General features: G+C 53.0%; 17 protein-coding genes, 1 tRNA gene and 1 pseudogene. 15 read left to right on the forward strand and 4 right to left on the reverse strand.

All coding sequences use genetic code 11. The features are described 5' to 3' along the window. Positions 1-233 precede the first annotated feature (233 nt). From frsA to ACJ8PN_RS24225, 8 genes are all read left to right on the forward strand, one after another. On the forward strand, positions 234-1,481 hold the full coding sequence (gene frsA / locus ACJ8PN_RS24190) for an esterase FrsA (RefSeq protein ID WP_033637216.1): 1,248 nt from the start codon (positions 234-236) through the stop codon (positions 1,479-1,481). A 60-nt stretch (positions 1,482-1,541) separates the two neighbouring features. Continuing rightward, positions 1,542-1,943, forward strand: a complete 402-nt coding sequence (gene crl, locus ACJ8PN_RS24195; protein ID WP_004930258.1) for a sigma factor-binding protein Crl — start codon at positions 1,542-1,544, stop codon at positions 1,941-1,943. Positions 1,944-2,059: 116 nt separating this feature from the next. After that, positions 2,060-3,163: a glutamate 5-kinase gene (proB, locus tag ACJ8PN_RS24200; protein ID WP_033634090.1), complete on the forward strand. Its 1,104-nt coding sequence runs from the start codon at positions 2,060-2,062 to the stop codon at positions 3,161-3,163. A gap of 9 nt (positions 3,164-3,172) precedes the next feature. Beyond that, entirely contained in the window at positions 3,173-4,426 is a 1,254-nt protein-coding gene (gene proA / locus ACJ8PN_RS24205) for a glutamate-5-semialdehyde dehydrogenase (RefSeq protein WP_171453372.1), read from the forward strand. 190 nt (positions 4,427-4,616) lie between these two features. Then, positions 4,617-4,692: transfer RNA gene (locus tag ACJ8PN_RS24210), tRNA-Thr, on the forward strand. Between the two features lie 163 nt (positions 4,693-4,855). Then, the gene (locus tag ACJ8PN_RS24215) at positions 4,856-6,043 is read left to right on the forward strand and encodes a tyrosine-type recombinase/integrase (protein WP_164025249.1); all 1,188 of its coding nucleotides are present in this window, start codon (positions 4,856-4,858) and stop codon (positions 6,041-6,043) included. After that, positions 6,027-6,953, forward strand: a complete 927-nt coding sequence (locus ACJ8PN_RS24220) for a HamA C-terminal domain-containing protein (RefSeq protein WP_164025247.1) — start codon at positions 6,027-6,029, stop codon at positions 6,951-6,953. The genes ACJ8PN_RS24215 and ACJ8PN_RS24220 overlap by 17 nt, the downstream gene beginning before the upstream one ends. A 2-nt stretch (positions 6,954-6,955) precedes the next feature. Beyond that, positions 6,956-9,487, forward strand: a complete 2,532-nt coding sequence (locus tag ACJ8PN_RS24225; protein WP_164025245.1) for a DEAD/DEAH box helicase — start codon at positions 6,956-6,958, stop codon at positions 9,485-9,487. A gap of 333 nt (positions 9,488-9,820) precedes the next feature. Here the strand turns inward: ACJ8PN_RS24225 and ACJ8PN_RS24230 are convergent, their stop codons facing one another. Both ACJ8PN_RS24230 and ACJ8PN_RS24235 read right to left on the reverse strand, forming a co-directional pair. Next, a complete protein-coding gene (locus ACJ8PN_RS24230; protein WP_047569899.1) occupies positions 9,821-10,075 on the reverse strand; it encodes an ogr/Delta-like zinc finger family protein in 255 nt (84 codons plus the stop codon). Continuing rightward, a complete protein-coding gene (locus ACJ8PN_RS24235; RefSeq protein WP_164025243.1) occupies positions 10,072-10,794 on the reverse strand; it encodes an NAD-dependent aldehyde dehydrogenase in 723 nt (240 codons plus the stop codon). The genes ACJ8PN_RS24230 and ACJ8PN_RS24235 overlap by 4 nt, the downstream gene beginning before the upstream one ends. Positions 10,795-11,336: 542 nt before the next feature. On the opposite strand from ACJ8PN_RS24235, the gene ACJ8PN_RS24240 reads away from it, so the two are divergent. The 6 genes and pseudogenes from ACJ8PN_RS24240 (at position 11,337) to ACJ8PN_RS24265 (ending at position 15,330) form a co-directional block, all read left to right on the forward strand. Continuing rightward, the gene (locus ACJ8PN_RS24240) at positions 11,337-11,600 is read left to right on the forward strand and encodes a helix-turn-helix transcriptional regulator (protein WP_028127905.1); all 264 of its coding nucleotides are present in this window, start codon (positions 11,337-11,339) and stop codon (positions 11,598-11,600) included. After that, on the forward strand, positions 11,597-11,842 hold the full coding sequence (locus tag ACJ8PN_RS24245) for a hypothetical protein (RefSeq protein WP_016929809.1): 246 nt from the start codon (positions 11,597-11,599) through the stop codon (positions 11,840-11,842). The genes ACJ8PN_RS24240 and ACJ8PN_RS24245 overlap by 4 nt, the downstream gene beginning before the upstream one ends. Before the next feature lie 5 nt (positions 11,843-11,847). Next, entirely contained in the window at positions 11,848-12,393 is a 546-nt protein-coding gene (locus ACJ8PN_RS24250) for a host cell division inhibitor Icd-like protein (RefSeq protein ID WP_089181486.1), read from the forward strand. Beyond that, positions 12,390-12,653 (forward strand): annotated as a pseudogene (locus ACJ8PN_RS24255) (hypothetical protein). Before ACJ8PN_RS24250 ends, ACJ8PN_RS24255 begins: the two are co-directional and overlap by 4 nt. Further along, entirely contained in the window at positions 12,650-12,985 is a 336-nt protein-coding gene (locus ACJ8PN_RS24260; protein WP_033631431.1) for a DUF5375 family protein, read from the forward strand. The pseudogene ACJ8PN_RS24255 and the gene ACJ8PN_RS24260 overlap by 4 nt, the downstream one beginning before the upstream one ends. Before the next feature lie 11 nt (positions 12,986-12,996). After that, positions 12,997-15,330, forward strand: a complete 2,334-nt coding sequence (locus ACJ8PN_RS24265) for a primase-like DNA-binding domain-containing protein (RefSeq protein WP_164025241.1) — start codon at positions 12,997-12,999, stop codon at positions 15,328-15,330. A 484-nt stretch (positions 15,331-15,814) separates the two neighbouring features. On the opposite strand, the gene lpxP is transcribed toward ACJ8PN_RS24265, so the two are convergent. Continuing rightward, positions 15,815-16,723 (reverse strand): kdo(2)-lipid IV(A) palmitoleoyltransferase, encoded by a 909-nt coding sequence (gene lpxP / locus ACJ8PN_RS24270; RefSeq protein WP_164025239.1) that lies wholly within the window; start codon positions 16,721-16,723, stop codon positions 15,815-15,817. Between the two features lie 357 nt (positions 16,724-17,080). Here lpxP and ACJ8PN_RS24275 point away from each other — a divergent pair, with 357 nt between their 5' ends. After that, entirely contained in the window at positions 17,081-17,314 is a 234-nt protein-coding gene (locus tag ACJ8PN_RS24275) for a hypothetical protein (protein ID WP_016929262.1), read from the forward strand. A 19-nt stretch (positions 17,315-17,333) separates the two neighbouring features. Here ACJ8PN_RS24275 and ACJ8PN_RS24280 read toward each other — a convergent pair whose 3' ends face one another. Beyond that, on the reverse strand, positions 17,334-25,916 hold the full coding sequence (locus ACJ8PN_RS24280; RefSeq protein WP_442535298.1) for a GH36-type glycosyl hydrolase domain-containing protein: 8,583 nt from the start codon (positions 25,914-25,916) through the stop codon (positions 17,334-17,336). Between the last annotated feature and the right edge of the window lie 8 nt (positions 25,917-25,924).

The raw sequence follows: 25,924 nt of genomic DNA on the forward strand, positions 1-25,924 counted from the left end.
CAGGCTTACCGAAGGCACGATATAAAAAACAAGGAAAATCAATTTATTGATTTTCGGCCGTTGACCACAAAGGAGGAAAAACCACGCTTTTTCCTCCTTTGTCCGCCGCCTGACGCCCGGTTATGCCGGGCGTTTGCGTTATCTTGGTTTATCCCGCCAGAGTTAGGTACACTACCTCCAGTTAAGTAGGCCTGTTGCGGCCTATCGCCAGATTTACGGAGGCTGTTGTTACCATGGCACAGGCCAACCTTTCTGAAATTCTTTTCAAGCCCAAATTCAAACACCCTGAAACCTCGACGCTGGTGCTGCGCGCGCGCAACAAAGTGAGCGCCGCCATGCATTCCGCATTGGAAGGTGACACCACCGGCAGCTGGTACCGCATGCTGAACCCGCTGCTGTGGGCCTGGCGCGGCGTCAGCCCGATCGAAATCCACGAAGTGCTGGCGCGCATCGCCGCCTCCGACGCCGAGCGCAGCAACCCGCAGCGGCTGGATACCGTGGTGGGCTACCGCAACGGCAACTGGATCTACGAGTGGATCCATCAGGGCATGCAGTGGCAACAGCGGGCGACGGAGCAGCAGGATCCGCTGCTCGGCGGTGAATACTGGTTGAAGGCCGCGAGCCTGTACAGCATCGCCGGCTACCCGCACCTGAAGGGCGACGAACTGGCCGAACAGGCGGAGATGCTCGCCAACCGCGCGTACGAAGAGGCGGCGCTGCTGCTGCCGTATCAGCTGAAAGAACTGGAGTTTCGCATCGAAGGCGGCGGTAGCGTCACCGGGTTCCTGCACATGCCGGAGAAGGGCGAAGCACCGTTCCCGACGGTGCTGATGTGCGGCAGCCTCGATACGCTGCAGACTGACTATCATCGCCTGTTCCGCGACTATCTGGCGCCGCACGGCATCGCCATGCTGACGCTCGACATGCCGTCGATCGGCTCCTCCTGCAAATGGAAGCTGACGCAGGACTCCAGCTACCTGCACCAGCAGGTGTTGATCCAGCTGGCCTCGGTGCCGTGGGTGGATCATCAGCGGGTGAGCGCCTTCGGCTTCCGCTTCGGCGCCAACGTGGCGGTGCGATTGGCCTACCTGGAGCCGCAGCGGCTGCGCGGCGTGGCCTGCCTGGGGCCGGTGGTGCATCGCCTGCTGTGTGACAGCAGCACCCAGCTGAACGTGCCGGACATGTATATGGACGTACTGGCCAGCCGCATGGGCATGGCTAACGCCTCGGACAACGTGCTGAAGGTGGAACTGAACAGCTACTCGCTGAAAATGCAGGGGCTGCTGGGGCGCCGCTGCCCGACGCCGATGATCTCCGGCTACTGGGAGCGCGATACGCTCAGCCCGAAAGAGGAGTCGCAGCTGATCGTCACCTCTTCGGTGAGCGGCAAGCTGGTCGCCATCCCGCGCACCCCGGTTTACGACAGCTTCCACCGGGCGTTGCTGCAGATGTCCGGTTGGCTGAAGGACAAAATGCGTTAATTAGTTGCTAAATTTTAACAATTTGTTAAAAAGAGTGGTCTACATTGAGGAGGTGAGAGAATGACGTTACCGAGTGGTCACCCTAAAAGCCGACTAATGAAACGTTTTGCCAGCTTGGGGCCGTACCTGCGTGAAGGGCAATGTGAGAACGACCGGTTTTTCTTTGATTGTTTGGCCGTCTGCGTCAATGTAAAGCCCGCTCCGGAGAAGCGTGAGTTCTGGGGCTGGTGGATGGAGCTGCAGGCGGAAGAGGCGCGCTTCACCTATTCGTACCAATTCGGCCTGTTCGACAAGGAAGGCGACTGGACGGCGCAAAACATTAAGGATGATGAAGTGAACGCCAAGCTGGAAGACACCCTGCGCGACTTCCATCGCCGCCTGGGCGAGCTGCTGGCGACCATGGAGCTGGGGCTGGAACCCGCCGACGATTTCAAAGAAAAACTGATCAAACTCTCCGCCTGACCCCGTTTGACCACGTATTGTGCTGATTTCGCGTTGTGCCTGTTGGCATAACGCGTCTCTCCTGTTACAAAGACCTTTGCACTCTTCTTCTCATCATTACACACGGCAGAAATACTATGAACGGCAGCCAGACATTGGTTGTGAAATTGGGCACCAGCGTGTTGACCGGCGGATCGCTGCGTCTGAACCGCGCCCACATCGTCGAATTGGTGCGCCAGTGCGCGCAGCAACACGCCGCGGGCCACCGCATCGTCATCGTCACCTCCGGCGCCATCGCCGCCGGGCGCGAACACCTGGGCTACCCCGAGCTGCCCGCCACCATCGCCTCCAAGCAGCTGCTGGCGGCGGTGGGGCAGAGCCGGCTGATCCAGCTGTGGGAACAGCTGTTCTCCATTTACGGCATCCACGTCGGGCAGATGCTGCTGACGCGCGCCGATCTGGAAGACCGCGAGCGCTTCCTTAACGCGCGCGACACCATGACGGCGCTGCTGGACAACCGCATCGTGCCGGTAATCAATGAGAACGACGCCGTCGCCACCGCCGAAATCAAAGTGGGCGACAACGATAACCTGTCGGCGCTGGCGGCCATTCTGGCCGGGGCCGACAAACTGCTGCTGCTGACCGATCAGCAGGGCCTCTACACCGCCGATCCGCGCAACAACCCGCAGGCCGAACTGATCCGTGAAGTGCACGGCATCGACGACGCGCTGCGCGCCATCGCCGGCGACAGCGTCTCCGGTCTGGGCACCGGCGGCATGGGCACCAAGCTGCAGGCGGCCGACGTGGCCTGCCGCGCCGGCATCGACGTGGTGATCGCCGCGGGCAGCAAGCCGGGCGTGGTGGCGGACGTGATCGAAGGCAAACCGGTGGGCACCCGTTTCCACGCGCTGGAAACCCCGCTGGAAAACCGCAAGCGCTGGATCTTCGGCGCGCCGCCGGCCGGTGAGATCACCGTCGACGACGGCGCGGTGGAAGCGATGATGGCGCGCGGCAGCTCGCTGCTGCCGAAAGGCATCCGCGAAGTGAAGGGCGACTTCTCGCGCGGCGAAGTGATCCGCATCCGCAACCTGGCGGGGCGCGATCTGGCGCATGGCGTCAGCCGCTACAACAGTGACGCAATGCGCATGATCGCCGGGCACCACTCGCAGGAAATCACCGAAATCCTCGGTTATGAATACGGTCCGGTGGCAGTGCACCGCGACGATATGATTGTCAGTTAAGGAGTGAGCATGCTGGAGCAGATGGGGAAGGCCGCCAAGCAGGCCTCCTGGCAGCTGGCGGTGCTGAGCACGGCGAAGAAGAATCAGGTGCTGTCGGTGATGGCCGACAGGCTGGAAGCCAACAGCGAAGCGATCCTGCTGGCGAACGAACAAGACATGGTGCAGGCGCGCGCCACCGGCATGAGCGAAGCGCTGCTCGATCGCCTGCTGCTGACTCCGGCGCGCCTGGCGGCGATCGCCAACGACGTGCGCCAGGTGTGCCGCCTGAACGATCCGGTCGGCCATGTGCTGGACGGCAACCTGCTGGACAGCGGGCTGAAGCTGGAGCGCCGCCGGGTGCCGCTCGGCGTGATCGGCGTGATTTACGAGGCGCGGCCGAACGTCACCATCGACGTCGCCAGCCTGTGCCTGAAAACCGGTAATGCGGTGATCCTGCGCGGCGGTAAAGAGACGCACAACACCAACCAGGCGACGGTGAAAGTGATCCAGCAGGCGCTGGAACAGTGCGGCCTGCCGGCGGCGGCGGTGCAGGCGATCGACAGCCCGGATCGCGCGCTGGTGAACGAACTGCTGCGCCTGGACCGCTATGTCGACATGCTGATCCCGCGCGGCGGCGCCGGCCTGCACAAGCTGTGCCGCGAGCAATCGACCATCCCGGTGATCACCGGCGGCATCGGTGTGTGCCACACCTACGTGGATGCCGACGTCGATTTCGACAAGGCGCTGACGGTGATTGAAAACGCCAAGATCCAGCGCCCCAGCGCCTGTAACTCGCTGGAGACGCTGCTGGTGAACCGCAGCATCGCCGCCGAGTTCCTGCCGGCGCTGAGCGCCAAAATGGCGGCGGCGGGCGTGACGCTGCACGCGGCGGAAAACGCGCTGCCGCTGCTGCAGGGCGGCCCGGCGACGGTGGTGCCAGTGAACGCGGAAGATTACGACGACGAATGGCTGTCGCTGGATCTGAACGTGCTGCTGGTGGACGATATCGATCAGGCCATCGACCACATCCGCACCCACGGCACCAACCACTCCGACGCGATCCTCACCCGCTCGCTGAGCAGCGCCGAGCACTTCGTGCGCGCGGTGGACTCCTCGGCGGTGTATGTCAACGCCAGCACCCGTTTCACCGACGGCGGCCAGTTCGGCCTGGGCGCGGAAGTGGCGGTGAGCACCCAGAAACTGCACGCCCGCGGCCCGATGGGCCTGGACGCGCTGACCACCTATAAGTGGATCGGCTACGGCGACGATCTGGTGCGCAGCTAAGGCCGGATTGCGGTCATAAAGAGATCAGGGCGCAGCGTGCTGCGCCCTGATTGTTTTTGGGGAAGGTTGAGTGTGCCGCAGTGCGGTTGCTTGCAAAACGACCAAACGCCCCGGCGGCTATTGACTCATTTCGCACGCAGGTCTACCTTGTTCAACGCACTTCCGGCTTGCCCCGCAGGCTTGGCTCGATGCCGATATAGCTCAGTTGGTAGAGCAGCGCATTCGTAATGCGAAGGTCGTAGGTTCGACTCCTATTATCGGCACCATCCTCTCTTCCTGTAATGTCCGTATTAATCCATAACAACTCTGTTTTATAAGGTATTTTAGCTTTTTTAATCCGTATTAGTCCGTACTGTTCCGGTGGAATCCGGCATCTAATATGTATAGGATTGCGTATATGTTCCTGTTCGGTCTTGGATTCCTATACACATGCCTTTAAACGATATGCAGATTCGCCGCGCTAAACCTGAAGCTAAAGCCTATACACTTGGAGATGGGCAAGGGCTGTCATTGCTTATAGAACCTAATGGAAGCAAGAGCTGGCGCTTCCGCTATCGCTATGGCGGTAAACCCAAAATGATCTCCCTTGGTGTTTATCCAATTGTCACATTGGCTGCAGCGCGTACAAAACGTGATGAAGCCCGAAAAATAGTGGCAGAAGGGCGTAATCCGAGTGAAATTCGCAAAGAGCAGAAATTAGCTCAACAAGTAGGTGTTGGTAACACGTTTGAAGTTATTGCTAGGGAATGGCATCAATTGAAGTCAGCTAGATGGTCGGCTGGATATGCTTCTGACATCATGGAAGCCTTCAGAAATGATATTTTCCCTTATGTAGGACACAGACCAATTTCAGGGATAAAGCCTCTTGAATTGCTTAACGTGCTTCGCAAGATAGAAGCTCGTGGTGCATTAGAGAAAATGCGTAAAGTTAGGCAGCGTTGCTCGGAGGTTTTTCGTTATGCAACCGCGACAGGCCGTGCCGAGTTTAACCCGGCAGCCGATCTCTCTAGCGCATTAGAGGTCCATCAATCTAAGCATTTTCCATTTTTGGCCGCCAGTGAGATCCCTGATTTTCTTGTCGCGCTTGAAGCTTACTCTGGTAGCAAACTAGTTCAATTAGCAACTAAATTGCTAATGATCACCGGGGTCAGAACTATAGAGCTGAGGGCTGCACAATGGCAGGAATTTGATCTAGTTAACGCTATATGGGAAATTCCTGCTGAAAGAATGAAAATGCGTAGACCACACCTTGTGCCATTACCGGCTCAGGCGTTAGATTTACTCTATGAGCTGAAGGCTATGACAGGAAACTATCGTTATGTTTTTCCGGGACGGAATGATCCGAACAAGCCTATGAGTGAGGCAAGTATCAATCAAGTTATCAAGCGTATTGGATACGCTGGCCGGGTTACTGGGCATGGTTTTAGACATATGATGTCGACTATCTTACATGAGCATGGTTTTGATTCCCGTTGGATAGAGTTACAGCTGGCACATGTAGATAAAAATACCATCCGAGGTACTTATAATCATGCGATCTATCGTCATGAGAGAGCAACCATGATTCAGTATTTTGCTGATTTTTTATTAGGGAAATCTCATGGCAATAATAAATGATGTCAATAAATTTGTTTCTGTCAGAAAACAAGATTTTGATGCGTGTATTGATGTTGTTGAGCACACCTTATGCATCAAGTCACTCTGCGCAGAGGTTCGATTTCATCATTTGAAATTTGATGGTAATGGTAGGCCTATGGTGAAAGCTTTAGCTGAAAAACTATATGAATATATAATTGACTACTGTTTTTCGATGCAAGATAGAAGTGAGCCTCTCTCTACTCAACAATGGCTAGCTTTAGCAAAACAGGCTAGATCTTTGTTTAGACACCCTAACGTTACTGATGATTCACCTGATAAAACAGGTGAGGCAGGAGAAACATTGTTGTTTTTTCTTCTGGAGGCTATAGTTGGAGCTCCTCAGTTAGTTGCAAAAATGGAACTAAAAACTAATTCTAATGATGAAGTTAAAGGCTCTGATGGAATACACATCAAGTGGAATGAAGAGGACAAAGTTGTTGATTTTTACTTTGGTGAGTCAAAGCTTTATAAGCAAATATCATCTGCTATGGACTCAGCGCTAAAAAGCATTGATGATTTTCATACCAATGAAATGTATAAGCATGAGTTTGGTATGGCGACCAAGCATTATAAATATGCAAAAGACGAGGTTAGGGAGTCTGTACGGAAATTATTTGTTTCTGGTGAGCCGGGTTCGGACGTGCGTATAAATCATGCATGCTTAATCGGTTTCGACTGGAGTGGATTTAATAAATTTGATTATGGCTCTTCAACTCCTATACATGAGCAGTTTCTTGCCAACTTGACTAAATCGATGCCGCAATGGATTGGGTTATTAGATGATAAATTTAGTAGATTTAATAGAAAATATCTACGGTTTGATGTTTTCTTTATTCCATTCCCTTCGGTGGTTGAGTTCAGGAATGAATTTAATAGAGCGTTGGATTAATTATGTTTGAAACTAACGGAATATACTCCAAGCTTGTTAAGGTTAGTGTTAATAGTATTCTTGGAGTGGATAATGATTTGAAGATAAGTGCAGCTAATATTTATCAGTTACTATCTATTTCTTCTATATTATCTTTATCAGAGAGTGAATCTGATATAAAAAAAGCATATGATATTGTAAGCAGAATATTAGAGATTAATGGGCAGTACGATGTAAGTGTCATTGCGGCTTGCGATCTTATTTTATCTAGAATTGGTAATTTTCCCGGAAGGGGACTATTAAGAGATAAGTATAATAATGGGGAATCTCCTGCGCTAAACTTATCCCTTTCGCTTGAGCGTCTAGGTCGTGAAGCAGAGAATACATATAACGAAGTGGTGTTAACGGACTTTCAGTGTAAACTATTTAATGCATTGAAGAAAAACAATTATCTTAGTATATCGGCACCAACATCTGCAGGTAAGTCATTTATTCTTTCACTCGCAGTTATTGATAAAATTAAAGTTTATAAAAAGGAGTGCATTGTTTATGTTGTTCCAACTCGAGCTTTAATTAGTGAGGTTTCTAATAGATTTCGTTATGAATGTAAGCAGTCGAATCTCAATGATGTTATTATAAGAACTGCGCCAGAAGTAATAGATATCGACAATGTAGAACAAGGTTTGATATACGTGTTGACACAGGAAAGGCTCGTTAGCTTACTTTCTAACTCTTATGGTAATAGCCATTTTCACATAGATACGTTGCTTGTTGATGAGGCTCATGAAATACAAAAGGGAAAGAGAGGGATAATTCTACAGAATGCTGTTGAATTAGCGCTTGAAAGACATCCTGATATGCAAGTTATGTTCTCTAGTCCTTTGATTAGTAACCCTGAGTATTTTTTCTCAATATTCAGATGGCGTCAGAATGGCCAATCATTTATCGAAACAATTTCACCTGTTACACAAAATATACTGCTTGTCAATCAAGTGAGAAATAATACTAAGGCTGTTAGTATAAGCTTGAATTCTGAAGATAGAGTTATTGATTTAGGAGTGTATAAGTTAGATTTTATTTTGCGTGGAAATCGGAGCGTTCAGAAAGCAAAATTAGCTGAGTTTATATCTCGCTCGGGAGGGGCCGTAATTGTATTTGAAAATACACCATCAAATGCAGAGAGTGTTGCTATTAACATAGCAGAGGTTCTTAGTGAAACGCTACTGGAAGATGATTTCGACGAGTTTATATCTTCTATTAAAGAAGAAATGCATGAGCAATATACATTGATTACTTGTTTGAGATCGAGAGTTGCCTTTCACTATGGGAATATGCCATCAATAATAAGAAATGGTATTGAATATTTTTTCAAACGGGGTGATATCAGATTTATTGTATGTACAAGCACATTGCTTCAAGGTGTTAATCTACCCGCTAAACATCTTATTTTAGAAAATCCTCACAGTGGGGATGAGCCAATGTCTAGGGCTGATTTTCTCAACCTTGCTGGTAGAGCAGGTAGATTGAAATATGAATTTCATGGCAACGTTTGGTGTATTCGAAGCAATATTTGGGATAAGAAATCTTTTGAGGGTGAGCCACTTCAAACTATAAGTTCCGCCATGTCAAAAGTTATGGTGGATGGTGGTGGAATTATATCCAATGCTATTGATAATATATATTCGCCAACTGATGATAAAGAGCTGGCTGACGTGGCGTTTGCTCGCTTTTATCATGAGGTAAAAAGGGACGGTTTTCAGCTGCCTTATTTTTCTGAATTGAACGGAGAGGAAGTTCATGAAATGTTGGAATATAACTATGATAAAGTCAGGAGAATGAAGATAACCATTCCAGAAGAATTAATTAAATTAAATTTAGGGACGCGGCCTGATTATATTCAAAGGCTCTATGATTATTTTGTTCAACTGGATAACTTAGATGATTATATTCTTCTTAGTCCTTATCAAAAAGGAGGGAAGGCGAGGGTGGATCGAGCTATTGAGATTATCATTGATATATTCTCTTGGCCTGTTACATTACAGTATGCAAAGTTAATAAGTGTTATGGCTCACCAATGGATGACTTCGCACTCGCTAAGGTCAATGATTAATTATAAAATTAGAAGTTCTAGTGAGTTGTCTGATTTGATTAGTAATGGCGCGCCTGTCGATAAAATAAGAAGAAAAACCTCATCCCTTATTAGGGATGTTCTTAATACACTTGAAAATCAAGTTAGATATAATCTTGTCCGTTATTTGAAAGTATATAGAGAAACACTTGTATTTGTTCTGATTTCGAAAGGGGAAAAAGATAAGGCTGAAAAAGTAGAGAATATCAGTGCTTACCTTGAGTTTGGCTCATGCAATCCAATAGAGTTGAACCTAATGTCGCTTGGCCTTTCACGAAGTACTGCTCTGTTTCTAAAAAATAAATTTAATTTCCGGGGGGATTCTTCGCCTGAGGAATTGATCGACTTTTTATCAAAGAAAGATCTGAATGCTAAAAATATCCCTGGATTTAGACTCAGGGAAATCAAAGACGTGCTAGGAATATAACTTTTATCACAGCTGTTGGTGGTAACTAATATTATTGCGAACTGAGTGTCGGCTTGTTTTTGAGAACGGTAACAATTTGATGAGCGCGCAATACTTCCCCCGCCTCGCCTACGCACTTCATGTGTCGCTTTTCATGCAGTTGCATGAACGGCCGCAGGCCGCGCCAGTACTGGTGCGGCAGGGGATGAAAAGTGCATTTTCGTGCATGCAAAATCATGCACCCTATGCATGCACGCGCAATTTGAGGCTGGCTAGCCAGGAAAAAGGCTGTTTTGGGCGAGGCGGAAGGGGAATGCCCCGCGATGCTGCCGAGAGCGGCGGGGCGGAGTGTGATTAGTGCAGGGTATGATTGCTGTTGTAGCGGCGATAGCGGTTCAACGTCCTTTTCTCCGGCGGTGGCAAGGCGTTCTCATCGACCGGTTGCGCCTGTATCGGCTGGCACAGGATTTTATCGACGCTTTCCACCGTCTTGAATGTGCAAGAACAGGTCAGGCTTTGACATTGGTAATAGGCTTCTTTCGTCCGCTCCGTGATATAGCGACTGGTGCGAGTATAGGATGCATGAGTGCACAACGGACAGCGCATCATGATTTGGCCCCTTTCTGCTGCAAGCATTGACGTTTTTGCGCCAATTCTGCTACCCCTTGCATCGGGCATCTTTGTCGCTCCCGCAATACGCCGGTTTGTTCCGGTATCGTCAGGCCAATCTCATTCAGCACCGGGTGATCGATATTTTGCATTGCCGTGGCAGTGTTAATATGGCCCCGCAGCGTTCCCAGCAGCTGTTGTTCAATCGCTTTCACCGGGTCATCCCCATAAACGCTATAAGCCTTTTTCGCCAGCGCGCAGGCCTTGACAATCTCAGGGCTGATAAGCGCCTGGCTCAGCGCATCCACGGCTTGGCCCATTGCATGGTCAGCGAAGGTTGTGAGGGCGTCTTTGTGCGCGTTCACCATCTTCGGGGCTGTGCCGCCGCAGCTGAGGTGAAGCTGCATTCTGTCCAGCTCCATCTCCTCAATCAAGCCGTCGAACTCTTTCCCCAACTCCCGCTTGGAAATCCGACTGCGGTGCTGCGCTTGCAGTTCCGGCGTCATTTCTCCGCGCAGTTTGCGAAACAGGGTGCGCCACTGGCTTTCTGCCTCCTGGCTCTGGCTCTGCACTTCGGTGTCTTTCTTCTGTTGGTGGCAGCGGGCAATGCCTGTCACGACGTCGGTCAACGCCTGGTAGTTTTTGTCGTGAGCGGCGCGAGCGTCACGCAGGGCTTGCAGTTTATCGGTGATGTATTTCGGTAAGGCGGTGGTGCTCATGGTCGTGTCTCCGGCGTCAGTCAATGTGAAGCTATTCTGCTGACCGCCGTACAACATCGCCATTCATCCCGGTTGGACTGTCCCCAGGACAAAAGCCTTGAGTACTGATGAGAAAATCATCAGGCCATTTTTAGTTTTAACTAAAACTATTCACTACTGTTCACCTAAATAAAAAATATAGATAAATCAGTAAATAAGATGGTGAATAGTTCTCGCTAAACTCTTCACCCGGTGTTCACCACTGTTCACCCGGCCCAAAACGACCTTTTCCCTGGCTAGCGGTATTTGGCGGTTTTTCCCTATTAATCAACCGCCCATTCATCGCTCAGGCTTTTCGTCCGGTTTGCCAACAAAGGTCAATAAATGCCAATAAAGGCCAATATTGGCCAACGTTGTCCACTTGATTGAAAAGTAAGCATAAAATCTGTTCCACCACACAACAACACCTTGTTGCCACCCCGGTAAATATTCACATAATAGGGCGCTACCGAAGTTCACACAGTCCCGACCAGCGTTGGCCGGACACAAAGAGGTAGCGTTTTATGTTGACCGTTTCCACTCCCACTCCATCCACCCCGTTGCCGGTTATTCCTGGCGGTTACACCCCGCGTGAGCGCTTTATCCGCTTGCCGGAAGTGCTCTACACCACCGGCCTGTCCCGCTCCACCGTGTACGAGATGATGAGCCGTAAGCAGTTCCCTGCCCAGGTCTCCCTCGGCGGTAAAAACGTCGCCTGGCTGGCCTCCGAGGTCGAGCAGTGGATGGACGAACGTATCGCCAACCGTCACCAGGGGGCCGCCGTATGATGCAGTTAACCTTGGGTCGCCAGCATTTCACCCTCGATGAGCGCGACGCGCTGTTTGTGGCGGAAGCTATCCTGTTGCAGCGTAAAGAGCCTGGCGTCGTCTTGCCGGAGCACCGTAGCGAAAAGCACGGCGTTATCCGTCTGGCGAGTCGCCAGGCTGAGCCGCGCCTGTTCCGTGCCGGGCCGGTGCCGCTGACCTGCGCGGCTGCCGATACCCGCAACGACCAATTGACCGACTGTTGATCACTATGCGATCGATTGAACGTCCGGGGGCGTCTTACGGCTTGCCCCCACGTCCGGCCCTGCGCTATAGTCCTCCCGCTGTCGCAAAATCGGCAGCCGGGCGTGGAAACCCGAGTAACTCTAAGGCGACACAACACGCGCCAGGCGTGTTTTTTTATGTCGCAGCCTTTGCTCGCTCATTTTTTGCGCGGTGGATGTTATGCTATCGCAGTAGTCAATCAATGGTGGCTCAGGCGGGGCTGACTTCGGTCAGGCCGGTATTCTTAGAGGCCGGTATTTCCACCCCCGTCTGGGCTACCACCCATAAGCGTGGAAACTTCGGTGGTAGCAATAACCTTTACTCTAAGGAGGCTGCCACCATGGCTACGACCCTCACCCCGACTCACCCTACATTCTGTTTCCTGTTTGCGGCCGTACGCCGTTCTGCGCTGACGGCTTCGCCCCGTATGGTGCGCACCGTGGCGGATTCTGAGCACAACGCCCGCCGCGTGCTGGCCCGTGATTACGTGTTGTCCTTTGCCGGTCGTCTGCCGGTTAAGGCGGTGGCATGAACACCCTGGCCGACCGCTACTACCGCGACACCCATTACCCTATCCCGCACGCCGACTTTCTGCGTCTCCAGCATGCGCACGCCACCGGCGTGCTGTTCCTCGACCTGCTGGACACCCTCGACCTCGGCGGGCAGCGCCCCGATGCCACGCAATAGGCGTCGTTTGCCTCGGTCATTGCCTTGCTGACCGACCAACTCGGCCACGTCGTCAACACCTGTGAAACCCAAATCCTTGCCCGCATGGAGGCCACCACCGCATGAATACCTCATCCTGTTTACCGATTGAAGTCCGTACCGCCGTTTTCCGTCGCGCCGTGGCGCAGGCCTATCTGGACACCTGCGCCTTTTACCGGGTGAGCCTGGGTTACACGCTGGACGAGCTGCAGATGACGATTGCCCTGCGCCTGGAGGGACATTTTGTGCGGCAGTACGGCGCAGAGGATGGCATGGACATGGCGTGCACGATGTTGAGCGACATGGTGCAGCCGGACGTTCTGGTGGCGGCGCCGCGCCTGACCGCGCTGGGGCAAAAGATGATGGACGAACTGTGCTGCGAGCGCCTGTCGGCGGCACAGAACGCGACCGTACACTGAGGAGAGAAAGGATGAGCGCCCAGTTCGTTTCCCAGACCGTACGCACCGCCACCGGCCACTGGCCGGTGATACTCCCGGCGCTCGGCATTGCCTTGCAGCCGAACGGCAAGCCGCAGCCGTGTCCAACCTGCGGCGGTAAAGACCGCTTCCGCTTCGACAACCAGGGCGGACGCGGCACCTGGTTTTGTAATCAGTGCGGGGCCGGTGACGGCCTCAACCTGGTGGAAAAAGCCCTGTCGTTGTCTGCCCGGGCCGCTGCCGAACAGGTGGCTGCCGTGATGGGGGATAATGCCAGCACTTTGCCACCGGCCGCTGAGGCCGGTCATTCACCACAAGACAAGGCTGAGGCCCAGCGCAAGGCCGCGCGACAGGCACAGGCTCTGGTGGCTGCCGCGCAGTCCCAGACCGGCAACGCCTATCTGAGCGCCAAAGGCTGTCCGGAGGTGGACACCCTGACCTTGCAGGGCCAGCCGCTGCGCGTTGGCGGTATCACCTTCCAGCCCGGCGACCTGTTATTGCCGCTGCTCAATGCCGGGGGCGAGGTGGTTAACGTGCAGCTGATTAACGCCAGCGGGGACAAGCGCATGCTGGCAGGCGGGCAGGTGAAAGCCGTCTGCCATACCCTCTGCGGCCCGGACAACGCGGTTATCTGGCTCACGGAAGGCTACGCCACCGGCCTCACCGTGCACCGCCTGACCGGTGAGACGGTGTGCGTGGCGCTCAATGCCAACAACCTGGCGGCCGTGGCGCAGCAGCTGCGCAGCCACTACCCGGACGCACGGTTGCTGCTGGCGGCCGATAATGACCGCAGCGGCACTGGGCAGACCCGCGCCGCCGAGGCGGCCACACGTAGCTGCGGCACTCCGGCACTGCCGCCCACGGAAGGCGACTGGAACGATGTCTACTGTCAGCAGGGCGCTGAGTCCACGCGCGCGCAGCTCCAGACGTTCAGCCAGCCGCCGCAGCCGAGCCCGTTCGACACGCTGAGCGATGCCGATCTGAAAGCCATGAGCGCCAGCGAGAAGGCCGAGCTGCTGGCCGAGCACTACGGCAACACCCTGGCGGTGCCGCCGGTAGGGGAAGAGCTGTGCCGCTATACGCGTGGTGCCTGGCAGGTGCTGCCACACCGACAGCTGAGCCGGGAGATTGCCGCGCTGTTCCAGAAGGTGCGTGCGCCGTTCTCCGCTGCGGGTATCAACAGCATTTTGGATACCCTCAAACTGATGGTGCCGCAGATGGGCGACCCGGCCCGCCGGTTGATAGGCTTTCGTAACGGGGTGTTTGATACCGTCAGCGGGCAGTTTAGCGCCCACCGCCAGGAACACTGGCTGCGCACCGTCAACAGCGTGGACTACACGCCGCCGCGTGCCGGGGAGAACCTGGCCGACCATGCGCCGCACTTCTGGCAATGGCTGACGCGGGCCGCCGGGGGCAATCACGACAAGCAGGAGCGCATTCTCGCGGCACTTTTTATGGTGCTGGCCAACCGCTATGACTGGCAGCTGTTCCTCGAAGTGACCGGCCCCGGCGGCAGCGGCAAGAGCGTAATGGCGGCCATCGCCCGCCTGTTGGCCGGGGCGGACAACACCACCTCGGCCACCATCGACAACCTGGAGTCGGCGCGCGAACGTGCCAGCGTGGTCGGCTTCTCGCTGATTATCCTGCCCGACCAGGAGAAGTGGAGTGGTGACGGCGCCGGTATCAAGGCCATCACCGGTGGCGATGCCGTCGCCATCGACCCGAAATACCGCGACGCCTACGCGGCGCACATTCCGGCGGTGATTTTGGCGGTGAACAACAACCCCATGCAGTTCAGCGACCGCAGCGGCGGCATTTCGCGCCGCCGGGTTATTTTGCCGTTCCCGGAGGCTATCGCCCCCGAAGAGCGCGATCCGTTGCTGCTGGCGAAGATCACCGAAGAGCTGGCCGTGATTGTGCGTCACCTGATGCAGCGCTTCGCCAACCCGAATGATGCGCGTGCACTGCTCCAGGCGCAGCAGAGTTCGGCGGAAGCCCTGGAAATCAAACGGCATGCCGATCCGCTGGTCGATTTTTGTGGTTACCTGACGGTGCTGGGTACCCCGGAAGGGATGATGATCGGCAACGCCAACATCACCCCGCCGAATCCACGCCGCTACCTGTATCACGCCTACCTATCGTTTATGGCGGCACGGGGCTATCAGCACGTGATGAACCTGACGGCGTTCGGCCAGGCGGTGCCGCAGACGCTGAAAGAGTATGAGCATACGCTGCTGAAACGCCGCACCAAGCAGGGAATACAAACCAATCTGATATTGAGTGACGAGTGCGAAGCGGACTGGCTGCCTAAGTGCGGGGCGGTGTGACGATGAGCGGGTCGATCGACCGAGCCGATCAATAGGCCATTATTGATCTGCCGAACCCATTGGACGCTCAATCGCCGCGCCGCCTATAGTGGCAGTGACCCGAATACATGCAGCAACACCAGGGCATCCTATCGGCCGCTGAACGGCCAATATCATAACGACAAGCGCTCCCAAAACCGGCTCAGGCCGGTTTTTTTGTGCCTGAATCTCAGCAGACTACGATTGGTATAAAAATTACTTACCTATAAGTATATTAAAAATAATAAACTGAATTTTAATTTATGGTGAGGATGTTCCTTCCTAAAATAATTAGTGCTCATTGCCGATTTTAGTTAAATCAACACGCTTGCAAGGCATTGATTGTGTGTGAGATTAATCGCGGTAGTGATTTTTATATCTATTAGAGGTCACATAAACAGAGTGTTTTGTAAACCTCGAAAATATAAGGCGATCTGATGCTATATTGTGTGATTTAGCGGATAATTCATTTATAAACAGAAAGCTCTCCTTCAGGCCGAGTCTTAAACCTACGATGCATCCATAGATATTGTTCGGGGGCTCGGCAGATTTCCTTTTCGATAATTTTATTTATGTAGTTTGCTGCTATAATCTCATCACCTTTGGGATAATCTAAAAGCGGAGAACTGATAAACATACGATAGCCCTTTTTATTACTAAGTCGGATCATACTCAAAGTAATCAAGTCTGCTCTTGCGAGTTTCGATAGAACAAAAGTTCCGTTCGTAGTGGCTGCATTTTTAACGCAGAAGAAAGGCGCAAAAACACTACCCTCAGGCCCATAATCCTGATCAGGTGCAAACCAAACAGCCTCGCCGGCTTTCAGTGCCCGGACAAACCCAAGTAGATTGCGTCGATTAATCATTGCTTTGTTTGAGCGCATTCGACCTTTAGTTTGTATCCATTCCATAAGCAGATTATTGTGTGGACGGTAAGTAGCCATCATTGGATGGCATACCCCCATAACTCTTCCGCATAATTCAAGGGACATGAAGTGAACGCCTAAAACCATCACGCCTCGGGTAGCTTTCGTTAGATTTTCAATACCTTCAACCTCAAACCATTTCCTCACCCTGGCATCACTCCAAAACCAAGCCATACCAGTTTCCATCAACCCTAACCCCAAGGAAACAAAATTTTTTCTGACCAGCTGATCCCGTGCTTTTGTTGTCATTTCCGGGAAACAGAGCTCTATATTTTTGTCGGCAATGCGCCTGCGCCTTTTAAGAAAAGGTCTGGATGACCTCCCCAGAGTAGAACCTAATAAATGCAGTGCCGGATAGGGAAGTTGGACGATAATCCAGAGCAAACCTAGCCCAAACCAGGTAATCCAGTAACGGGGATGGAGTAAAGCCTTTGTAAAATGTTGTGACATGTTTTTCCTTAACTCGACCCGAAGATTAAATATATAGGTTGTAATGTATAAATAAAACTATGTCTTTAGCACTACATACTGCTTAGACAATGGTGTTGTGTTTAGATTCAAAATATAAATTAGTCGGCGCATAGTGGTTGCAATCATCCTTGTCATTATTCTTCTGGATATTTCATTAGCCTTATTACGTTTTTTACAACTCGAAATGCATTAATCACATTCATAAACTCAGCAGGGAGGCATTGGCTTTAACTATCCATATAGTATACGGTTTCTCTTTATTCTTGAGCTATGAGAGCAGAACCAAGCAACAAAGTAATATTTTGTGATATAATACCCTTCCATGAGAAATTTATAATGAAATCAGAAGACACCCTTGACTGGTACCCTGCACAGTTACCCCCAGTGAAAATTATCCTTGGTGAGGCGGTGCTGGCCGTGGGAAAACAAGGCAGGCCGATTAACACCCGAACGTTGCTTGAATACCTCCAAGTAATGCAACTCAAACAGAAAAGACGAGATGATAAAGTCGTAATGCAAACCGCAATCGAAGTTCTCAGGGACAATCAGCGCATTAACGGCAGGCTTTAATGTGCCTTTTAAGGCAGTATCAGTTTTGAATAATTTCAACCGTATGATTTTTCCCATCATCCCGCAAAGGAATGTTGTCGCCAGGCAGTACGATGCCATCCAGTGTGACACGATACTCTCCCTCTCCGCGTGAAACCATAATCTGATACTGGCTTTCACCATGTTGATATGACATCGAAAAAGAGGGCCACTCATCCGGCAATCTGGCATGGACAGTAAAGATAGCACCGGAGCGTTTTATACCCAGAAATTCCTCGGTAAGTAAGCGGTAGGCCCAGCCTGCGGAACCGGTATACCAGCTCCATCCCGCTCGTCCGGTATGGGGAGCGACACTATAGACATCAGCACTCATGACATAAGGCTCAGCCTTATAAATCCCGACCGAGCCTGCATTAAGGGTATGATTTATCGGGTTGATCATTGACCAGAGTTGCCAGGCGCGTTCTGCATTTCCCATCCGTGCAAATGCCATAACGGCCCAGATGGCGCCATGTGTATACTGCCCCCCATTTTCCCGCACGCCGGGCAGATAACCCTGGATGTAACCCGGGTTAGGTCCATGACCATCGAATGGTGGTGTTAACAGCCTTATCAACCCGCCATCGTTATCTACCAGGTGCTTATCCAGCGCCTGCATGGCCTGTGCGCACCGTCCCGTGCTGGCAGCCCCGGACAATACAGACCAGCTCTGCGCAATCGCATCTATCCGGCAGTCCTGCGAGGCTTTCGATCCCAGGGGAGTACCATCGTCAAAATAACCGCGCCGGTACCATTCGCCATCCCAGGCGTGGGTTTCGAGATTGTTTTGCAGGTGTAAGGCCTGCGAACGACACATCAAGGCGATACTGTCATCCTGCCTGCGCTCTGCCAGTGCGGCAAACCGCTGCAAAATGTCATACAGGAAGAAACCCAGCCAGACGCTTTCACCTCTGCCTTCGATACCAACCCGGTTCATCCCGTCATTCCAGTCACCTGCCCCCATCAGCGGCAGGCCATGCTCACCGAACCTCAGTCCATGTTGAATCGCTTTGACGCAGTGTAACCACAATGTCTCTTCGGTGCCGCTGACGACCGGCGTGTCATAGATAGACTCTTCACCGGGCTGGAGCAGGCGACCTTCCAGATACGGTATGCGCATCTCCAGCACATTCATATCCCCCGTCGTTTCCACATAGTGGCAAACGGCAAGCGGAAGCCACAGGTAGTCATCAGAACAGCGGGTACGAACCCCGCTGCCGTGTGGAGGGTGCCACCAGTGTTGCACATCTCCTTCGATAAATTGCCGTGATGCGCACAGCATTATCTGTTCGCGCATTCGGTTCGGATCGGCATGACTCAGTGCCAGCGTATCCTGCAACTGATCGCGAAAACCAAATGCACCGCCGGACTGGTAGTAACCACTGCGAGCCATAAGGCGACAGGCTACGGTCTGGTATAACAGCCAGCCGTTGACCAGCAAATTCACAGATGTATCAGGCGTATTAACCACGATTTTATCGAGCACATGGTGCCAGTAGTGGTGAACGCGGTTCAGCTCCAGGCGGGCCGCATCCTCATTGAGATAGCGGGTAAGCATCTCCTGAGCCTGGGCATGATTATCTGCCGCGCCAAGGACAAAAATAAACGTTCTCTGGTCCCCGTCAATAAATGTAGCCGCTGACTGGACGGCTCCACAGGGATCGAGGCCGGCGCCGGTTTTACCCGAGAGTCTGCGCAGTTTCATGGTGGATGGGCTGCGCAACGAACCGTTACGGCCAATAAACTCCCGGCGATCTCCCATCAACGAACAATAATTACCGCTGACGGCAAAAAATGCAGTGCGCTCGCCACCGTTGTCACCATAAAAGTTATTTGCCATCACACCGCAACCGCCAGGGATACTGGCAGCATGTGTCACGATATGAGGGGCGGAGCGAGTTCGTGACTCTCCGAGCGTCCACTCCACGTAGCCCGTGACGGACAGTTTACGAGTGCGTCCCGAATTGTTACTGAGCGTCAGGATTGCAAGTTTAACCGGGGTCTCTTCGGCAACAAATACCGTCAGCTCACTGTCTATACCACTCTCCCGATGGGCAAATACGCTGTAGCCAAAACCATGGCGTGTCAGATAATCCCCTTGTCCGCGCGTAGGTAAAATCGTCGGTGACCAGCACTCACCACTCTCTTCATCACGCAGGTAATACGCCTCACCGCTACGATCGCTCACAGGATCGTTCTCCCACGGCGTTAACCTGAATTCATGGGCATTCTCATACCAGCTATAGGCCTGCCCCGCATCCGAAATCACACTGCCAAAACGGGCATTCGCCAGTACATTTGCCCAAGGGGCGGGCGTTGACTCATTTTCCCGGAGCACAATCTGATATTCCCGGCCGTCATGAGAAAATCCGCCGTACCCATTGAAATGGCGCAACTGGCTGGTATCGGGGGCCCAATCGGTATGTTGGTTACTCTCCGAAACAATATGCGGAATCAACGGTCTGGCCGGAGGTTTTGGGGTGTGAATACGCTGGTTAAGCTGTTCATTAATTCCACCCGCACGGTCATCGAGGTAAAGACAAGCCACGCTCATCAGCAGCAGCTTATCCTCAGTGGTGAGGTGCTCGCCATTACGCACAAAAAGGCCGCCCGTTTTATCCAGCAGACTGGCTTCTGACCCGGCATAAATTAAATCCATAATCTGATTTTGCAATCCCTGCTGGTATCCCCCTGGGCTGTTATTCAAGATCACCAAGTCCACCTCCAGCCCTTTCAGCCGCCAGTATCGGTGTGCCTGAATCAGGGTGGTGACGGAGGCGACGCCTTCCTCGCTGGAAATGCTGAGCAGCACTATCGGCAGATCACCTGAGATTGCCCAGCCCCACAGGCCGGACTGACCACGCCGATTATGGCTGATGGTTTGGCCCTCGGCACGCAACTCCTGACTGGGATAAAGTACTGCGCTGGCAAGACGATTAAACAAGGTGGCATCATCTTCACTGGCGTTCATCTGACGTAATACCACCAGACTATGCGACCACGCCAGTTCAAACACGCGGTCAGCGATAGGATAGTCGCGATATTTTTCGAGCAATGCCAGGCTTTGCTGGCGGCTTTCACTAATGCCATAAACGATATCAATCGTAACCGGTTGCCCAGGCTGCAGGATGATGGCGTGACGTATCGCCAGTATAGGATCCAACACTGAGCCCGATGTGTTGCTGAGCGCTCCGCCTTCCTCGATGGCCCGAGCATCGGCTGGGCTTCTGCCTCGTCCAAGGAACTCTGCCCTGTCTGTTTCAAACGAGACGCTCTTATGGTGACCGCCATGCACCACCATCATGTGAAACAGGCAAGGGCTCGACTCATCCGGCGAGCGCGGGCGCCGGTGGCAGAGGATAGCGTCACGTTCAGGATCAAGCTCGGTCTGGATAAACAAATTGCTGAACGCTGGGTGTGCCAGATCGCTGGCATCAGACGCCAGTACCACTTCGGCGTAGGTTGTCAGTTCCAGGGAGCGCGGCTGGCGGCCCCGGTGCACCAGGGTGATCCGTCGTAGTTCAATATCATCCTCCGGGGAGACAACAACCTGGGTTTTGACGCTGAGCGTCCCGAAGGTGCGCCTGAATTCCGCCCCCGCATCGGTAAATATCACTTCTTCGTCGAGCCCGATAGCGTTGCCTGTCGGTTGCCAGGTATTGCTCCATATCTCACCCGTCTGCATATCGCGGATATAGCAGAACGTTCCCCAGTTATCCCGGGTGGTATCACTTCGCCAGCGCGTTAGGGCAATATTATTCCAGCGACTGTAGCCTCCCCCGCCAGCCGTCAACATCAGATGATAATGGCTGTTGGACAACAGCTGAATTTCCGGAACCGGGGTGTCCACCCCGTTGAAAATACGAGGTTCATAGCGAGCGGGTTTGACCCTTCCTTCATGAGATTCAAAATGACGGCGCGGGCTGTAGAGATCGACCGCATCCGGCACGCGCTCCTGTAACAACAAACTCGCTGACTGGAAGAGCGTGCTGGACATAAATCGCTCAGTCATGGGGGCGTCAAGCAGCACGTGGGCGAGCGCCTGAAATGCCATGCCTTGATGATGTGCCATCCAGGATTGCACTACCGCATACAGTTGACCGGTTGCGAGGCGTGAAGGGGTATAATCCAGCGCTTCATAGAAGCCATACTCACCCTGTGCGCCATTTTTTTGCAATCGGAACAGGTTTTCACACGCTTTTTGCGGTGAGACCATCAGCGCCAGCAGGGTGGCGTAAGGGGCAACCACCATATCATCGGCAAGTCCCCGACGCAGACCGAGCCCTGGCACGCCAAATGCCTGATACTGATAATTTTGCTGAACATCAAAAGCATGATAGCCAGACTCTGATACCCCCCAAGGCACCCCACGCTCTTTACCCCAGTGTATCTGGCGCATCACCGCCGACTGGCTCATCTCATCAAGCAGACTGCCTGGCCACGTGGGCATCACCAGATTAGGCATCAGGTATTCAAACATCGAACCGCTCCATGACATCAGGGCAGTTTCATTGTCTATGGTGGTGAACAACCTCCCCAGCGCGTACCAGCTTTTGAGTGGCAACTGATTCGCCGCAATGGCGAGGAAACTGGTCAGTCGGATTTCAGATGGGAAAAGATCGTAATGGCTTTTGTCTGACGTATTCGTGTCACAGTTGTAACCGACACTGAGCAGACTGGTTGCCTCACTGTACAGAAAGGCGAAATCCATCCGAGCATGGTCATTCAGCCGTTGTTCAAGCTCGGCGATAATTTTCAGCCGCATTTGAGCTTGCGCCGTCACGGACGCCGGAGGCGTTCCTTCACCGGTAAATGTCGCACGGGCCAACCAGTTCAGCGTCGGCAGCGTCTGTTTGTTCCAGGACGCTGGCAACCAGTCGAGTAGTAGCGACCATTCATGACCAAGCTGCACCAGCTGATTTTCCAGATGTTTTGTCCAGCGTACCTGAAGGTGGGAGTCTTGATGACATTGCGTTGTCAGGTGGTTGCACTGAGTGCGCATTTTTTTCAGTTCGCTGAAAAGCGCTGGCGGAGACAGTGACACCGCACTTTGGCAGTGTTTGCGCAGTAGCCGCAAAGCGGTAGGCGCGCTTGAGCCCCAATGTTTCTCCAGAATATCCAGCGTATCGTTCAGCCCGGCCAGCATATGTTCGATGTTTAAAACAGGCTGATGGCGCATGGCAGATAGCCCTTCACGCAATGTCAGTAAATGACCCGCCATATTGCCACTGTCGACACTTGAAACGTAGCGTGGGCTGAGCGGTGCCAGCGTACGGGTGTCGTACCAGTTATAGAGATGTCCCCGGTAGTGTTCCATTTTGTCCAGCGTATCAAGCGTTAGCGAGACGCGCTGCAGTACCTCCCCGCCGGAAAGATAACCAAAGTCCCAGGCCGTCAGATTGGCCAGCAGGGAAAGGCCAATATTGGTAGGAGAAGTACGGTGAGCCACTGTCGGTTGCGGTATTTCCTGATAGTTGTCAGGCGGAAGCCAGTTCTCTTGCGCCGTGGCAAAGGTCTCAAAAAATGCCCAGATTTCACGGCTTGTCTGGCGTAGCAGTCGTTTTTGCTCTTGGTTCGGCGAAAAGGCCTTACGAACGGGTTGGCGGCTCAACCCTTTCATCAGCAGGGGAGCCAGGCACCATAACACACTGACCGGCAAAGCGATCGCCAGCAGCTGCGGCGCAATATGTACTGTCAGAATGGTGAGTGCCACTCCGCCAGCGACGTTCAGCCACATAGCCTGGTAGAAACGGCCAACCGAAGTTCTGGCCTGATTGTCGTCCGGACGATGGCTGACCCACTGGCTGAGATTGCGCTGGCTAACGCCCAGACGCCATAGCGTCACGATAATCGCATACAATGAATATCCGGCTTCGTGCGGCAGTATCGCAAAATTAAGCCCGATGCCTGACAGACGCTTCAGCGCCCCTGAAGCTACCAGCAACAAATGCGGTTTCAGGTGGCGGCGAAGGGGCTTATGCAGCAGATCATAGAGGATGCTCAGCATCGCAGGTAACAGCCATATCAGCGCCAGCACGCCAAGCCAATAAACCGGATTAGGCACCCAAAGCAGTGTCAAGAACAGCAATATCAGTAAAGAGGGGGCGACGAGACTGCGGCGCAAATTATCAAACAGTTTCCAGTAAGAGAGTGCGGATAGAGGATTCTTATCCCGGCTTCCATCCGCTTTTCTGACGCGCAGTTTCAACCAGTTCAGCAGTTGCCAGTCACCCCGGATCCAGCGTGAGCGGCGTGCCACATCCGAAAGGTAATTATTGGGGTACTGTTCGTAGAGTAAAACTTCACTCAGCAGCCCCGAACGCGCGTAGCACCCTTCCAGTAAATCATGGCTGAGAACCAGATTTTCAGGACAAACGTTGGCCGTGGCTTGAACAAAGGTATCGACATCATAAATCCCCTTGCCCACGAACGATCCTTCCCCAAAGAGATCCTGGTAGATATCGGAAGACATCATGGAATAGGGGTTATTGCCAGGTGCGCTGCTGCGCATGGCCGCGTATCGCCCCTGGCCATTATGCGGCATCGCCTCCGCCAGTCCGGGCTGTAGAATGCCGAATCCTTTGACCACCCTCTGGCGTACCGGATCATACTCTGGCTTATTCAGCGGATGCGCCATCGTCGCGACCAGCTTGTGTACCGTATCGCGCGGCAGCACCGTGTCGCTGTCCAGCGTAATGACATATTTTATATAGCCCGGTAAAAGATGAGCAGGCATGTCTGCAACGCTGACAAATTGCGCCGCAGGATGGCGTAGCCAGTCGTTTAACAACGCCAGTTTGCCCCGCTTACGTTCATAACCCATCCAGGTCCGCTGAGAAGGGTTCCATTCAGGCTGCCGGTGCAGCAGATAAAAACGAGGGTGTCGGGATGGATAGCGGCGGTTAAGCGCCTGCATATCGGTGATCGCCTGTCTGAGGAGGGCTTTGTCTGCAGGCGCTTGTTTATTTTCTGCATCGGCAAAATCGGTGAGCAGAGCGAAACAGATGTTTTCGCTTTGATTCCCCAGCCAACATACTTCGAGACTGGTGAGAAGTTTGCTGAAGCTTTCGTGACTTGTCAGCATGCAAGGGATGACGATCATGGCTGCACTATCTACGGGAATACCGGCTGAAAAGTCCATCCTCGGTAATGGGCGGGGGATTCGAAAACGAGTGGTGGCATCGCTGAGCAGATCACTTGCTAATTGGCTAACAGCAATGACAAGAGGCAATGCCACAACGATCGGCAGCCAATACGTTCCTTGCTGCGCAGTTTCATGCAATACCCCGGCCACCGTTGCTGTGGTCAACAAACTCAGGCTGCCAAGCCATGACAGCAGGGATATTCTGTTGAAACTGTGCCGCAGGCGTATAAACGTTGAGGTGTCAGCCAGCAGATGAATTTCCAACTTCTCTCGACCTTCGCCTACCAGATAATAGCCAATGTGGGACTTCGATGTGTCGGGAGCGTTCTCCCTGGTAAGAGCCAGTAACCGGCTGGCTACCTCAGGCTCACTGAGACCGCTATCTCTGGCCAAAATCTCAATGACGTGGCGATAATGATCCCGAGTATCAAAGTGCATTTGGGGATAAATACCGGCAGGATCACGGCGTAATACCTGTTCAACGGCGCTTATCGCCTCAGCGAAATCAGCCCAGTTCGTTTCGCTCAGTAAACGCAACCCAGCGATACTGTTACTGACTGAAAGCTGACTGGCAGCGAGCTGTTGATTGAAGCGATGAATCAGTGCCTCGGTTGTGACCCCCTGTTCCGCCAGGCACTGGTCAACCCAGGTCAGAGGCAACGACACCGCATTGCCATGCCCTTGCAGACGCCGTACTAACTCCGCGACAAATGCACTGCTCAACGGAGGACGTGAGCGCGCCATGTCGGCGACCACCATGATTAAGTCAGCGGGAGCATTCTCTGCACATTCGAAAATTCTTGTTATCCACGCATCTGCCAGGTTTCGTTCCCGCTGAGCCTTTACGACTTCCATGCTGATGCGGCGAAGATTTTCAATCAGAGCCAGGCGCAGCATGCCCGGTAGGGCCCAAACTTCGCCCAACGTCAGTGGGGTGACCTGTTGGTAGGCCGTGATATAGCTGGTCAGGCTGGCAGTGTCCCAGCGGCCATCGCCGTGCGCAATGGCTTCTGATGCAATATCATAAATTCGCGGACAATTCTGAGGCGATATCAGGGATGGGAGACCTTTGCCGAAGCTTTTCGGCAAGTGTTGGCGAACGATGCGAATTTGCTCCTCAATAAGGTAGTAATTGTCCAACAACCACTCCCCGGCAGGCATAATACTCGCTTTTATACCTGAGTTGAGCTCGTAGCAGTTCTGCGTGATAGCGGCCTCATTATTGCCAAGCCTTTTGAGAAGGTAGTAGGGAAGCTTATCCGGAGATAATTTATGGGCACGTGCCAACTTTTGACCGTAACGTTCCATCTGAGATGTTGAAAACAACTCCGATCGTACCGCCCCCTCACCAGCAGGATCGTTAGCGGCAAGCGGCGATCGTTCGCTTTTTTTTGCCAGAATTCGGGAGTGGCTAAACCATGCCCTGGGGTTCATTTTCATAGAGTTGC

It is taken from the genome of Serratia sp. CY76391 (assembly GCF_052166695.1).
Taxonomy (GTDB): domain Bacteria; phylum Pseudomonadota; class Gammaproteobacteria; order Enterobacterales; family Enterobacteriaceae; genus Serratia; species Serratia nematodiphila.

Bases quoted from the DNA above. Each gene is read 5' to 3' on its own strand.
- frsA (WP_033637216.1), top strand. From the start codon at position 234: ATGGCACAGGCCAACCTTTCTGAAATTCTTTTCAAGCCCAAATTCAAA.
- crl (WP_004930258.1), top strand. From the start codon at position 1,542: ATGACGTTACCGAGTGGTCACCCTAAAAGCCGACTAATGAAACGTTTT.
- proB (WP_033634090.1), top strand. From the start codon at position 2,060: ATGAACGGCAGCCAGACATTGGTTGTGAAATTGGGCACCAGCGTGTTG.
- proA (WP_171453372.1), top strand. From the start codon at position 3,173: ATGCTGGAGCAGATGGGGAAGGCCGCCAAGCAGGCCTCCTGGCAGCTG.
- ACJ8PN_RS24215 (WP_164025249.1), top strand. From the start codon at position 4,856: ATGCCTTTAAACGATATGCAGATTCGCCGCGCTAAACCTGAAGCTAAA.
- ACJ8PN_RS24220 (WP_164025247.1), top strand. From the start codon at position 6,027: ATGGCAATAATAAATGATGTCAATAAATTTGTTTCTGTCAGAAAACAA.
- ACJ8PN_RS24225 (WP_164025245.1), top strand. From the start codon at position 6,956: ATGTTTGAAACTAACGGAATATACTCCAAGCTTGTTAAGGTTAGTGTT.
- ACJ8PN_RS24230 (WP_047569899.1), bottom strand. From the start codon at position 10,075: ATGATGCGCTGTCCGTTGTGCACTCATGCATCCTATACTCGCACCAGT.
- ACJ8PN_RS24235 (WP_164025243.1), bottom strand. From the start codon at position 10,794: ATGAGCACCACCGCCTTACCGAAATACATCACCGATAAACTGCAAGCC.
- ACJ8PN_RS24240 (WP_028127905.1), top strand. From the start codon at position 11,337: ATGTTGACCGTTTCCACTCCCACTCCATCCACCCCGTTGCCGGTTATT.
- ACJ8PN_RS24245 (WP_016929809.1), top strand. From the start codon at position 11,597: ATGATGCAGTTAACCTTGGGTCGCCAGCATTTCACCCTCGATGAGCGC.
- ACJ8PN_RS24250 (WP_089181486.1), top strand. From the start codon at position 11,848: ATGCGATCGATTGAACGTCCGGGGGCGTCTTACGGCTTGCCCCCACGT.
- ACJ8PN_RS24260 (WP_033631431.1), top strand. From the start codon at position 12,650: ATGAATACCTCATCCTGTTTACCGATTGAAGTCCGTACCGCCGTTTTC.
- ACJ8PN_RS24265 (WP_164025241.1), top strand. From the start codon at position 12,997: ATGAGCGCCCAGTTCGTTTCCCAGACCGTACGCACCGCCACCGGCCAC.
- lpxP (WP_164025239.1), bottom strand. From the start codon at position 16,723: ATGTCACAACATTTTACAAAGGCTTTACTCCATCCCCGTTACTGGATT.
- ACJ8PN_RS24275 (WP_016929262.1), top strand. From the start codon at position 17,081: ATGAAATCAGAAGACACCCTTGACTGGTACCCTGCACAGTTACCCCCA.
- ACJ8PN_RS24280 (WP_442535298.1), bottom strand. From the start codon at position 25,916: ATGAAAATGAACCCCAGGGCATGGTTTAGCCACTCCCGAATTCTGGCA.